Here is a 12327-nt window from a genome sequence, read left to right as displayed (position 1 = left end):
GCGGCGCCTGCGCGCGCCGGCGATGACGACACCGGCGTCGGGCGTCGAGAGACGCATCGCGCTGATCTCCGTCGGGCCGCGGGAGTACGCGGCGATCGAACTCGACGGGAAAGACCGAGAGCAGGACCGCACGTTTCTGCGCGCCGATGATCTCGCCGCGTGGGTTCGTTCGGTCGAGGATTCCGATGCTCCGCGATGGATCATGCGCTCCGCCGCGGAAACCTATGCGCTTCTCCTACGCCACGGAGTTCGGATCACGCGCAGCCATGATCTGGTCCTGTGCCACGCCATCCTGCGGGACACCTCGTCGGTTCCGAGCCCGCTCCCGGCATCGCCCGATTGGGAGCGACGCGAACCGGCCGCAGCGGTCCCATCGCTGTTCGACGTGTTCGACGATGTCGTCGATGACGATGCGGTCGCCGTGACGCTCGATCAGTACCGGGCGCAGCGCGACGTGATCGCTGCGGCACCGGACGGACGTCTCACACTGCTGTGCGCCGCCGAATCGGCGGGTGGCCTGATCGCCGAGGAGATGCGGGTCGCAGGGTTGCCCTGGGACGCGGGCGTGCACGATGCGATCCTGACCGACGCCCTGGGGACGCGTCCGGTCGCCGGGGGAGTGCCGAGCCGCATGGTCGAGCTCGGCGATCGGGTGCGTGAGCTCCTCGGTGACTCCTCGCTCCACCTCGACAGCCAGCAGAAGCTGCTTCGGGCGCTGCATCGCGTCGGCATCCAGGTGGAGTCCACGAGTCGGTGGGAGCTTGCAGAGCACGATCATCCAGTGGTCGAACCGCTGCTCGCGTACAAGAAGCTCTCGAGACTGCTCAGCGCGAACGGCTGGGCATGGCTTGCGGAGTGGGTGCACGAGGGACGATTCCGTCCGGTGTACATCCCGGGTGGCGTCGTCACCGGGCGCTGGGCCTCGGCCAGCGGTGGGGCGCTCCAGCTGCCGAGGAGCCTGCGCCCCGCAGTGCGGGCGGATCCCGGATGGACTCTGGTCGTGGCGGACGTCGCGCAGTTGGAACCCCGGATGCTCGCCGCGATGGCGGCCGATGAGGCGATGGCCCGGGCCGCCCGGGGGAGTGATCTCTACGCCGGAGTCGTCGCCTCCGGTGCGGTCGCGACCCGAGAGGAGGCGAAGTACGCGGTTCTCGGAGCGATGTACGGAGCGACGACGGGCGACAGCGGCCGGCTGGTTCCGCGCCTGCGCAAGGTGTACCCGCGCGCGATGGCGCTCGTCGATGCCGCAGCGCGCACGGGAGAGGACGGTGGCATCGTGTCGACCTGGCTCGGCCGATCCTCCCCGCGGCCATCGGTGGAGTGGATGCGGCTGCAGTCGGAAGCGACCGACGCGGACGCCGACCCGGCGGTCGTGGCTCTCGCGCGACGCAGAGCACGCGACTGGGGGCGGTTCACCCGGAACTTCGTGGTGCAGGGCACGGCTGCCGAGTGGTCCTTGATCTGGTTGGCGGAGATCCGTCATCGGCTGCAGCAGATCCCCGAGGTGTTCGCCGAGGCTGCGGCATCCGGTCCGTTCGCACGCGCGCCGCACCTCGCGTTCTTCCTGCACGACGAGGTGATCCTGCATGTTCCGCTCGAACATGCCGAGGCCGCCGCGGAGGCCGTGCGAGAGGCAGCGGCCACCGCGACGACGAGACTGTTCGGCTCTTTCCCGATCGATGTGCCCCTCGACCTGCGCATCGCGGAGTCGGCGGAGAAGTAGTCGCAGGCCGGGGGACCCGGAGAACGTAGACTGGAGACGCGAATGGGTCGACTGGACGGCCGCGTTGCGGGTGACCGCACCGAGGAACGTCCGGGCTCCTCAGGGCAGGACGGTGGGTAACGCCCACCCGGAGCAATCCGCGAGAAAGTGCCACAGAGAGTAGACCGCCCCGCAAGGGGTAAGGGTGAAAGGGTGGTGTAAGAGACCACCGGGGGCCATGGTGACATGGCCCGCCAGGTAAACCTCGTCCGGAGCAAGGTCAGACAGAGGATGTTGACGCGGCTCGCCGAGTCCTCGGGTAGACCGCTAGAGTGCCACGGCAACGTGTCGCCGAGAGAGATGGCCGTCGAAGGGGCGAAGAACCCCGGAACAGAACCCGGCGTACAGGTCGGCCCATTCGCATTCACGATCTAATCAAGTTCATTTCGATTCTGTACGTCGAGGTGGCGCGTGGGGACCTCGCAGTGACACGCTCGGCGTTCGCTGCTGGTTCGTATGCCGGCTACCCTGTAGCGTTCGTTCATGTCGTACCGCACGCCCGCCGCGACCACGGCGCTTCTCCTCGGCTTGTCCACCGCAGCGCTCACCGGCTGTGGCGCGCCGACCCCGGGAGCCGTCGAGTCACCTGCCGAGGCTCAGCCCACCCTGGCACCGAGCATCCAGCCGACGTCGGGCGCCGACCCGGTCCCCGCGGCCACACCCCAGTGCCGGCGGCCAGGCGGAGATGGGACGATCTCCAACGGCGAGCCGCTGGACGTCGGTCTGTACGACGGCATGGTCGACCTGGGATCGCGCGCAGGAGCGAATGGGACCGTCGTGTCCGCGGATGACGGCTCGCTCGCGTCGTACCTGGTCGCGTCGGGCGACTACAAGGATGCGATCCTCGAACGGCTTTGTCTCGGCCCGTACTCGTACGAAGCCCTGAACGCGGTTCGTCGCGGGAGCCTGCACTCTGTCGACCCCACGAACCAGACGTACCTGACCCCGCTCTACGCCGGTGACACGCTGAACCTCAGCCCGTACACGATCACGAGTGTGGGGGATGTGAACGGCGAGGTGCACGCGTACGAGACCACGTTCGTCCTGCCGCCGCAGCGCTGACCGGCCGCGGGCGTTTTGCCCCCGGACGAGAGGCGGGACGTCGCCCGTATGAGTCGGGCCATTCACCTCACCGGACTTGGTCGACCCACCCCCGGTGGGTGCACGAGGATTCGGTGACCTCCGCGAGGCTCGCGGGGGGTGGATCTGCCCACCGAAGACCGCCAGGGGGTCCACCATCCAGCGGCTGATCGTCCCCGAAGGCGAACGAAGGCCCCGATGACTGCAGAGTCAGCGGGGCCTTCGGGTGTCAGGCGTCGTGGCGATCAGTCCCCGGCCAGGGACGCCGCACCGATGATGCCGGAGTTGTTGCGGTGGATCGCCGGGACGATCGGGGTCTTGAGATCGAGAAGCGGGAGGAAGTCGCCCGCATTCTTCGACACGCCGCCGCCGACCACGAACAGGTCGGGGCTGAACAGGAACTCGATGTGCGAGTAGAACGCCTGCAGGCGCTCGGCCCACTCGGCCCAGGTGAGGTTCTCGCGCTCGCGCGCCGAGGTCGCGGCGTACGTCTCGACCGACTCGTACTCACGGAAGTTCAGGTGCCCGAGCTCGGTGTTCGGCAGCAGCACACCGTCGTAGAGGAAAGCCGATCCGATACCGGTGCCGAGGGTCGTCAGAAGGGTGAAGCCGCGCACGTCCCTGGCGGCTCCATGGCGGGCCTCCGCGACGCCGGCGGCATCGGCGTCGTTGACGAAGACGATGTTGCGGCCGAGGCCGTCCCGGAAGAACCGCTCCGCGTCGAAGTCGATCCACTCCTTCGAGACGTTCGCCGCGGAGAGGGTCTTGCCGCGCTTGACGATCGCCGGGAAGGCGACACCGAGCGGAAGGGTGGAGTCGTGGACGTCGAGCGTCTTCAGAACGGTCTGCACGGCGTTGAGCACATCCTGCGGCGATGCGCCCTCGGGAGTGGGGACCCGCACCCGGTCGGATGCCATGATTCCGTGCTCGAGGTCGACGATTCCTGCTTTGATACCCGTGCCGCCGATGTCGACGCCGATCGCTTTTGCCATGGGCGATAGCTTAGCGACCGCGGTGCGCGCCAGTAGGATCGATGACATCACGTGAAGAAGGGGCAGACATGTCTGACGGCGACCACAAGTACTGGTACAACTCCACGACCGGCGAGATCGAGTTCGGCATGATCTCGCCCTCCATCGACCGCATCGGTCCGTTCGACACGGAGGCCGAGGCCCGCCGCGCGCCCGAGGTCGTCAAGGAGCGTTCGCGCGCCTGGGCCGAGGAAGAGGCCGTCGAGCAGGGCTGGGATGTCAAGGGCGACGCAAAGGGCCAGGGCGCAGAGTAGCCATGGACAAGCAGAGGGACTTCGTCCTCCGGACCATCGAGGAGCGCGGCGTCAAGTTCGTGCGGCTGTGGTTCACGGACGTGATCGGCACGCTCAAGTCGGTGGCCATCGCGCCGGCCGAGGTCGAGGGCGCCTTCGCGGAGGGCATCGGGTTCGACGGTTCGGCGATCGAGGGGCTGACACGCACCTACGAATCCGATCTGCTCGCGCAGCCCGATCCGACGACGTTCCAGACGCTGCCCTGGCGCGGGGAGATCGACCCGACCGCGCGCATGTTCTGCGACCTGACGACGCCCGACGGGCAGCCGGCCGTCGCCGACCCGCGTCACGTGCTCAAGCGCACGCTCGCGAAGGCCGCGGACGCCGGATTCACGTTCTACACGCATCCGGAGATCGAGTTCTATCTGCTGAAGTCCTCCTCGTTCGGTCCCGACGGCCCCGTGCCCGTGGACTCGGCCGGATACTTCGACAATGTTCCCGGTGGCACGGCACACGACTTCCGCCGCCGCTCGGTGCGGATGCTGGAAGACCTCGGCATCTCCGTGGAGTTCAGCCACCATGAAGGCGGCCCCGGGCAGAACGAGATCGATCTCCGTTACGCGGACGCACTCACGACAGCCGACAACATCATGACCTTCCGCACGGTGATCAAGGAGGTGGCGATCGAGCAGGGCGTCTATGCGACGTTCATGCCGAAGCCCCTCAGCGACCAGCCCGGCAGCGGGATGCACACGCACATGTCGCTGTTCGAAGGCGACCAGAACGCCTTCTACGAAGAAGGCGCCAAGTACCAGCTGTCGAAGACAGGGCGGCACTTCATCGCGGGCCTGCTCCGTCATGCGAACGAGATCTCTGCAGTCACCAACCAGTTCGTCAACTCGTACAAGCGCCTGTGGGGCGGCGACGAGGCGCCGAGCTTCGTGACCTGGGGCCACGCCAACCGCTCCGCTCTCGTCCGCGTGCCGATGTACAAGCCCAACAAGAGCCAGTCGTCCCGCGTGGAGTACCGGGGCATCGATTCGGCGTCGAACCCGTATCTCGCGTACGCACTCCTGCTCGCAGCGGGGCTCAAAGGAATCGAGGAGGGATACGATCTCCCGCCCGAGGCCGAGAACAACGTGTGGTCGCTGAGCGACGCCGAGCGGCGTGCACTGGGCTACGAGGCGCTGCCGGCGAGTCTCGACCATGCCCTGGAGTACATGGAGGCATCCGAGCTCGTCGCGGAGACGCTGGGCGAGCAGGTCTTCAACTACGTGCTGCTCAACAAGCGCAAGGAATGGGAGGCCTACCGAGGTCAGGTCACCCCGTTCGAGCTGAAGAGCAATCTCGAACTGCTCTGATCCGCACAGATGGCGCGTCCTGACGATTCGGTCTCCCTCTCCGCGCTGGCGAGGCTCGGTTTCTCCGAGCTGAGTGAAGCCGCGGCCTCTCTCGCTGAGCTGGCGGCCATTCTGGATCAGCCGCGCTCGGTCCTGCTCGAGGCGGCCGACGCCGCCGACCCCGATGCAGCGGTGCGCGGACTCCTGCGGGTGGCGCGCCGCGACGAGGAGCCGTTGCGGCGGCTGCTGGTCGACGAGGAGACCCGTCGGCGGGTATGGCGGGTGTTCGGCGCGTCGGAAGGGTTCGCCGAGTTCTTCCTCCGCCACCCGGATCAGCTCTCGGTCCTGGAAGGGCCGATCGTCGGGCTGCCCTCGTCGGCGGAGCTGCAGGAGCGCCTGCTGGCTGCGGTGGGCGCGGAAGACGGCTTCGCGCAGTCGGGCGACGATGATGCGGTCGTCGCGATCAGAATCGCGTATCGTCGGCATCTCGCCGCTATCGCCGCCTATGACCTCTCGCATCCGCACCCGGAGTCGATCGTCGGACCGGTGTCTGCGGCGCTGGCGGACATCGCGGGTGCCGCCCTCGAAGCGTCGCTCGCCGTCGCCAGGGCCAGACTGCAGGGATCGATGGGCCGTGCGGAAGTGGCCGCGACGCGTCTCGCCGTCATCGGGATGGGCAAGGCCGGGGCTCGCGAGCTGAACTACGTCAGCGACGTCGATGTGATCTTCGTCGGCGGGAGTAGCGACGAGGAGATCCTCTCGGAGGCGCGGGCGATCGATATCGCCACGCGACTCGCGCGCGAGACCATGCGCAACCTCGACGCCATCGAGGTGGAGCCGCCGCTGTGGGAGGTGGACGCCGCTCTCCGCCCCGAAGGCAAGCAGGGTGCACTGGTCCGCTCGCTCGCGTCGCACCTCGCGTACTACGACCGCTGGGCGAAGAGCTGGGAGTTCCAGGCGCTGCTCAAGGCCCGTCCGATCGCGGGAGACTCCGAGCTCGGGGCCGAGTACATCGCCGCGGTTCAGCCGAAGATCTGGTCGAGCGCGGCGCGACAGGACTTCGTGGAGAGCGTGCAGCGCATGCGGGAGCGCGTGATGGAGCACATCGATCCCGAGGATGCGCCGTATCAGCTGAAGCTCGGAGCCGGCGGTCTGCGAGACATCGAGTTCACGGTGCAGCTGCTGCAACTGGTCCACGGTCTCACCGACGAATCGCTGCGCACGCGTGGAACCCTCGAGAGTCTCGACGCACTCGTCGAGGGCGGCTACATCGGGCGCGTCGATGCAGCCGCGTTCGCCGACGACTATCGTCTGCTGCGGCTCATGGAGCACCGCCTCCAGCTCAGGGAGCTCAGCCGCACGCATCTGATGCCGCGCACTCCTGCCGGTCTTCGGATCCTGGCGCGAGGCACCGGACTGGCCGAGAGCGGCGAGGGCGTGTGGGCGCGCTGGGAGAGCGTGCGGCGCGAGGTGCGCGAGATCCACACCCGCCTGTTCTACCGGCCGCTGCTCAGCGCCGTCGCCGGGCTGCCGGAGGAGGAGCGCACGCTCTCCGCAGCCCAGGCGCACGACCGCCTGGCGGCGATCGGGTTCCGTGACCCGGCGGGAGCTCTCCGGCACATCGGCGCCCTCACGAGCGGACTGAGCCGTAAGGCGACGATCCAACGCCACCTGATGCCCATCATGGTGCGGTGGTTCGCGGACGGCAGCGACCCCGACTATGCGCTCCTCGCATTCCGGCGCATCAGCGAGCGACTCGGGGACACTCCCTGGTTCCTGCGGATGCTGCGGGACTCCTCAGGGGCCGCCGAGAGTCTCACCCGCCTGTTGTCATCCTCACGCTACGTCGGGGAGCTCCTGGAGTGGATCCCCGAATCCGTGGCATGGTTGGACAGCACGGGGCGTCTGCGCCCTCGGGGCGCGGCAGCGCTCGACGAGGAGGCTCGTGCGATACAGACGCGTCATGAGTCCATCGGCGATGCGCTGCGCGCCGTCAGGGCGCTGCGACGGCGTGAGCTCCTGCGCACCGCTATGGGAGCAGTCCTCGACGTCCTCACCATCGAAGAGGTGGCCACCGCACTCACCGAGATCACCGAGGCCACGATTCAAGCCGCCCTGCGCGCGGTCATCCGGGAGGTCGTCCCACCCGAGGACGAGGCGCTCGACTTCGCCGTCATCGCGATGGGACGTTTCGGCGGTGCCGAGCTCGGCTTCGGATCCGACGCTGACATCCTCTACGTGTACGACGCGAACGGTGTCGATCCGCAGCGCGCCCAGAAGCTGGCGACGCAGATCGTGGCGGGGCTGCGCGAGCACCTGACCGATCATCGCCTCCCGCTCGACCTCGATGCCGATCTGAGGCCGGAGGGACGCAACGGGCCGGTCGTGCGATCCATCGAGGCGTACACCGAGTACTACCGGCGCTGGTCGCTGTCATGGGAGGCTCAGGCACTGCTGCGCGCCCGCGGGGTGGCAGGAAGCGCCAAGCTCATCGCGCGGTTCACGGCTCTGGCCGACACGATCCGCTACCCGGAATCGGTCGACTTGCAGGGGACGCGAGAGATCAAACGCATCAAGGCCAGAGTCGAGGGGGAGCGGTTGCCGCAGGGCGCCGATCCGCGGCGTCACCTGAAGCTGGGACCGGGCTCGCTCAGCGACGTGGAGTGGCTCGTCCAGCTGCTGCAGCTGCAGCATGCGCACGCGGTTCCCGGGTTGCGCACGACGTCGACGCTCGGTGCCCTCGAGGCTGCCGTCGCGGCTGATCTCGTCTCCGAGGAAGACGCGCTGCGCCTTCGTGAAGCCTGGCTCCTGTCCAGCCGTCTCCGCTCTGCGATCACCCTGCTCACGGGGCAGACCAGTGATGTGCTGCCGGCGGATCGTCGGCAGCTCGACGCGATCGGCAGGCTCCTGGGCTACCCCGATCGATCGGCGACCGAGCTCGAAGAGGACTACCTCGGGGTCACCCGACGCGCACGGAAGACCTTCGAGCAGCTCTTCTACGGCTGAGTCCGCGCCCTGAGTTTGCGGTATCGGGCGAGGTGTCCCAAGCTGACGATATGACCCACGCACGTATCGGCATCGTCTGGAACCCTTCGAAGGTCGAGCAGGAGGTCCTGCAGACCGCCGTGAGCGGCGTGTTCGACGCTCAGTACGATATCCGCTGGTGGGAGACGACTCCGGAGGACCCGGGCCGGGGCATGGCTCGCGAGGCCCGCGAAGACGGCCGCGACATCGTGATCGCCGTCGGCGGCGATGGCACTGTACGCGCCGTCGCGGAGTCCCTGGCGGGGTCTGACACAGCACTGGGGATCGTGCCGCAGGGGACCGGCAACCTGCTTGCGCGCAACCTCGACGTTCCGCTGAACAACGTGAAGGCGGCGTTGGAGCGCGTGCGCGACGCCGAGCCCCGTCGGATCGACCTCGGCTGGGTCTCGTACGACGGCACCGAGCACGCCTTCGCCGTGATGGTCGGCTTCGGCGTCGATGCGCAGATGCTGGTGGAGACCGACGACGACCTCAAGTCCAAGGCCGGCTGGCTGGCCTACGTGGAGGCGATGGGCCGCGCACTCGCCGGCACCGAGATGACCGACATCACTTTGGCGATCGACGGGGAGAAGGCCGTGGCCGTGCGGGGACACACCATGCTCATCGGCAACTGCGGGATGGTGCAGGGCGGCATCCGGCTGCTTCCCGATGCGGTGCTCGACGACGGCAAGCTCGACGTGCTCATGATCAGCGCGGACGGTGCGCTGCAGTGGCTCGACACGCTCCGTTCCTTCGTCTGGGACAACGGCATCCGCCGTCTCTTCGGTGCCACCGACGAGGCCGTGAGCACCGAGTCCGCCCGCCACCTTCCGGTAGAGAGCATCTCGGTCGAGCTGAAGACGCCCCTCGTGTTCGAGATCGACGGGGAGGAGATGGGCGAGGTCACCGCGTTCGACGTGCGCGTCGAGCCGGGCGCCCTCCTGGTCCGCTGAGGTCGAACGCCCCGTCCCGTCCCCGTGTCAGCGGGTGACGGGCGGGGGGACGATCTTGCGGTCCTGCGCGGGGAACGTCACCTTCTGGATGATGATGATGATGCTCGCGGCCACGGGGATCGCGACCAGGGCGCCCAGGATGCCGCCCAGCGCGGCGCCGGCCACCGCGGCGATCACGACGAGCGCACCCGGCACAGCGACGGCCTTGCTCATGATGCGCGGCGACAGCACGTATGCCTCGATCTGCATGTAGATGAGGTAGTAGATGATCGCGATCAGCGCGGTCAGCGGAGAGACGAACAGGCAGATCAGCGAGTTGATGATCGACGCGGTCAGCGTGCCGACCAGCGGGATCATCGAGCCGATGAAGGCGATCAGGGCGAGCAGGGCCGGAACCGGGGCGCCGATGATGCTGAGGAAGATGAGGCTCAGGATGCCGTTGATGAGTGCGAGGCTCACCTGGCCGATGACGTAGCGGCCCACGGCGCCAGAGACGTCTTCGAGGAGGCCGCTGAAGGTGTCGCGCTGGTAGGCGGGCACGAAGCGGGCGGCCACGTGCTTCATGCTGCGCAGGGACGCCATGAAGTACAGCGTCAGGATCAGGACGATCGTGATCCCGGTGAAGCCGCCGGCGATACCCGCGCCCACGGCGAACACACCACCCCCGATGTCGAGGAAGTTGTTGGGGTCCTGCACGAAGCCGAGGATGCCTTGCACGGCGTCGTCGATCGTCGAGCCGAACTGACCGCTGACGTCCTTGAACCAGTCGCTGGCCATGAAGTCCTTGATCATCTGCGGTCCGTCTTTGATCAGGTTGCTGATCTGCTCGACGAGCAGCGGGACGATCGCGAGGATGACGCCGGCGAACGCCAGGATGACCGCGGCGACCACGATGGTGACGGCCGCGGGGCGGGGGAGCTTCTTCTCGATGAAGGTGACGATCGGATCGAGCCCGAGTGCGAGGAACACGGCGACGCCGATGTAGACGAGCACGGTCGCGAGCTGCCCGACGATGCTGCCGATCCCCAGTGCGACGAGCACTCCGAGGGCGCCCAGCAGGCCGAACATGAACGGGTTGGTCCTGGCATATGCGGCGACCGCATTCGACGGCTGCGATGAACGCGGCTCCGCCGACGCGCGCAGCTCGGTGTTCGCGGTCACTCTTCTACGGCGCATGATTCCCCCGGTCGATGGTCAGACTCACCAGTTGATCACCCTGGATCCCGCGCGGTCAAGCCGGTGGCGCGGCGTGGCGACGTCTGATTCCTCACCTCGCGTCGGCGGTGAGGACGGCCCCCCGTCGCGAGGTCACGCCGAGCTTGCGATAGATGGAGCGGATGTGGGTCTTGACGGTGGGATAGGCGACCCCCAGACGCGTGGAGATCTCTTCGGCGGTCATCGTCGTGCGCAGGTATGCGAGGACTTCGCTCTCGCGCGGGGTGAGGACGCCCGTCCGTCGTCGGGCCAGCTCTCCCCGTCGTTCGAGAATCGTTCCGAGGAACTCATCGTGGCGGGATCCGCGGTGGGCATGGGCGATCAGGAGATCGCCGATGAGCGGATCATCCGAGAGGAATGGAGTGAGGATCCGCTCGGGGGCTGCGGATTCGAGGGCTCTGTCGAGCTGTTCGTGCGCGTCCGCTCCATGCCCTGCGGTGGAGCGCAGGGCCGCTGCAGTGACGAGCGTGCTCGCCCGCGCGTAGCGTGGCAGCGCGCCCGATATCGCCAGCCGCAGCGCCTGCGCAGCCGACGCGGGTTCTTCGAGGACACGATAGAGCTCCGCGAGCACCGCGTGGGCGACGGCGGCACCGGGGCGGGCGAGTGCCGGCGCCGCGATGGTTAGAGCGCGGTCGTCGTGTCCCTCGGCGTGCGCGAGCAGTGCGGAGATCACGCGGCGCAGCGTGTCCCAGGGGATGCCGTGCTTATCGTCCTTGCTCACCCCGTGGAGCAGGCCGGCCGCGGCGAAGTATCGGTCTTCGCGCCTGAGCGCGATGATGCTCATGACCAGGTACAGCCGGGCGAGGGCTTCGAAGTTGTTGCCGGGAGCGCCGTCGTCCACTGCTTGTTCGAGGTGGGCGATCGCTTCGTCGTAGTCGCCTCGCCAGTATGCGATGGTGCCGCGGTTCGCCTGGGGGAGCCCGCCCTCGAAGATGTCCCAGTCCGACGGCTCGGACGAGACGGGAAGCGCATCGAGCGTCTGCTCGGCAGCGGTGAAGAGACCGGCGTGGGTCAAGGCGAAGGCGAGATTGGACTGGGCGAGGCGGTAGGTCTCCGGTCGGCCGCGCAAGCGGGCTTCGTCTGAGGCTGAGCGCAGGAGGCCGATGGCACCGGAGAGGTCGCGGCGGAGGCGCACTTCCGTCCAGCCGAGGAGGAAGAGCGCCGAGGGATAGTCGTCGTCGGGCCCGCACTCGGTCAAAGCTTCTCGAGCGCGATCGGCGACCGTGGCCTTCGTCAGGGTGTCGGCAGCGAGGAGGAGCTCGGTGAAGCAGACCACGAAGTCATCGTCAGCGATGCGCATTCCTTGGCCGCGAAGGAACGTGGCACCGTGGGAATCGCCGAGGAGGTCGCGGCAGCAGGCACGGATGAGGAGGACGTGCGGGTCGTGCGGCTCGGGGTGGGCGAGGCAGAGCTGTTCGAGTTCGCGGGTGCGGGATTCGAGGATGAGACGGAGCCAGTTCCGGCGCAGCGCCGCGCGGGCGAGTGCCGGATCGCTGGGAGACAGGGCCTCGCGGACGGCATCGATCACGGGACAACGATATCGGCGTGGGAATCCGTGATGTTGGTGGGCAGGCAGATCTCATCCGATGAGGATGACGCGTGCGTCCGGAGAGCGATCGGGCGAACAGAATCGCAACGAGGTCCGCGCTGCCGGACCGTGTCACGGCCGGGCATCCGACCCCGACCCAT

General features: G+C 67.9%; 9 protein-coding genes and 1 other RNA gene. 7 read left to right on the top strand and 3 right to left on the bottom strand.

Translation table 11 applies throughout. From position 1 onward, the window contains the following. Positions 1-22: 22 nt before the first annotated feature. The 3 genes from ACLFA2_RS00155 (at position 23) to ACLFA2_RS00145 (ending at position 2824) form a co-directional block, all read left to right on the top strand. Complete coding sequence (locus ACLFA2_RS00155) at positions 23-1723, top strand: bifunctional 3'-5' exonuclease/DNA polymerase (protein ID WP_426621823.1); 1701 nt, start codon at positions 23-25, stop codon at positions 1721-1723. 43 nt (positions 1724-1766) lie between these two features. Continuing rightward, an RNA gene (gene rnpB, locus ACLFA2_RS00150) (RNase P RNA component class A) lies at positions 1767-2123 on the top strand. A gap of 122 nt (positions 2124-2245) precedes the next feature. Next, on the top strand, positions 2246-2824 hold the full coding sequence (locus ACLFA2_RS00145) for a hypothetical protein (protein WP_021200711.1): 579 nt from the start codon (positions 2246-2248) through the stop codon (positions 2822-2824). A 263-nt stretch (positions 2825-3087) separates the two neighbouring features. On the opposite strand, the gene ppgK is transcribed toward ACLFA2_RS00145, so the two are convergent. Next, the gene (ppgK, locus tag ACLFA2_RS00140; protein WP_021200710.1) at positions 3088-3834 is read right to left on the bottom strand and encodes a polyphosphate--glucose phosphotransferase; all 747 of its coding nucleotides are present in this window, start codon (positions 3832-3834) and stop codon (positions 3088-3090) included. A 68-nt stretch (positions 3835-3902) separates the two neighbouring features. On the opposite strand from ppgK, the gene ACLFA2_RS00135 reads away from it, so the two are divergent. From ACLFA2_RS00135 to ACLFA2_RS00120, 4 genes are read left to right on the top strand one after another with little or no spacing between them, the layout of a single operon-like run. Next, the gene (locus ACLFA2_RS00135; protein ID WP_021200709.1) at positions 3903-4127 is read left to right on the top strand and encodes a hypothetical protein; all 225 of its coding nucleotides are present in this window, start codon (positions 3903-3905) and stop codon (positions 4125-4127) included. 2 nt (positions 4128-4129) lie between these two features. After that, positions 4130-5467, top strand: a complete 1338-nt coding sequence (gene glnA, locus ACLFA2_RS00130) for a type I glutamate--ammonia ligase (RefSeq protein WP_021200708.1) — start codon at positions 4130-4132, stop codon at positions 5465-5467. Between the two features lie 9 nt (positions 5468-5476). Beyond that, on the top strand, positions 5477-8452 hold the full coding sequence (locus ACLFA2_RS00125) for a bifunctional [glutamine synthetase] adenylyltransferase/[glutamine synthetase]-adenylyl-L-tyrosine phosphorylase (protein WP_426621822.1): 2976 nt from the start codon (positions 5477-5479) through the stop codon (positions 8450-8452). 50 nt (positions 8453-8502) lie between these two features. Continuing rightward, the gene (locus tag ACLFA2_RS00120; RefSeq protein WP_029260275.1) at positions 8503-9423 is read left to right on the top strand and encodes a diacylglycerol/lipid kinase family protein; all 921 of its coding nucleotides are present in this window, start codon (positions 8503-8505) and stop codon (positions 9421-9423) included. Between the two features lie 27 nt (positions 9424-9450). On the opposite strand, the gene ACLFA2_RS00115 is transcribed toward ACLFA2_RS00120, so the two are convergent. After that, complete coding sequence (locus tag ACLFA2_RS00115) at positions 9451-10584, bottom strand: AI-2E family transporter (RefSeq protein ID WP_021200705.1); 1134 nt, start codon at positions 10582-10584, stop codon at positions 9451-9453. A 106-nt stretch (positions 10585-10690) separates the two neighbouring features. After that, positions 10691-12166 (bottom strand): LuxR C-terminal-related transcriptional regulator, encoded by a 1476-nt coding sequence (locus ACLFA2_RS00110; RefSeq protein WP_426621821.1) that lies wholly within the window; start codon positions 12164-12166, stop codon positions 10691-10693. Positions 12167-12327 lie beyond the last annotated feature (161 nt).

The sequence above is a fragment of the Microbacterium sp. As-52 genome (genome assembly GCF_049949185.1).
Classification (GTDB): Bacteria; Actinomycetota; Actinomycetes; order Actinomycetales; family Microbacteriaceae; genus Microbacterium; species Microbacterium maritypicum_A.
This window is presented reverse-complemented; position numbering and strand designations above follow the sequence as displayed.

Coding starts and splice junctions, on each gene's coding strand:
- ACLFA2_RS00125 (WP_426621822.1), top strand. CDS start 5,477: ATGGCGCGTCCTGACGATTCGGTCTCCCTCTCCGCGCTGGCGAGGCTC.
- ppgK (WP_021200710.1), bottom strand. CDS start 3,834: ATGGCAAAAGCGATCGGCGTCGACATCGGCGGCACGGGTATCAAAGCA.
- ACLFA2_RS00120 (WP_029260275.1), top strand. CDS start 8,503: ATGACCCACGCACGTATCGGCATCGTCTGGAACCCTTCGAAGGTCGAG.
- ACLFA2_RS00135 (WP_021200709.1), top strand. CDS start 3,903: ATGTCTGACGGCGACCACAAGTACTGGTACAACTCCACGACCGGCGAG.
- ACLFA2_RS00145 (WP_021200711.1), top strand. CDS start 2,246: ATGTCGTACCGCACGCCCGCCGCGACCACGGCGCTTCTCCTCGGCTTG.
- glnA (WP_021200708.1), top strand. CDS start 4,130: ATGGACAAGCAGAGGGACTTCGTCCTCCGGACCATCGAGGAGCGCGGC.
- ACLFA2_RS00155 (WP_426621823.1), top strand. CDS start 23: ATGACGACACCGGCGTCGGGCGTCGAGAGACGCATCGCGCTGATCTCC.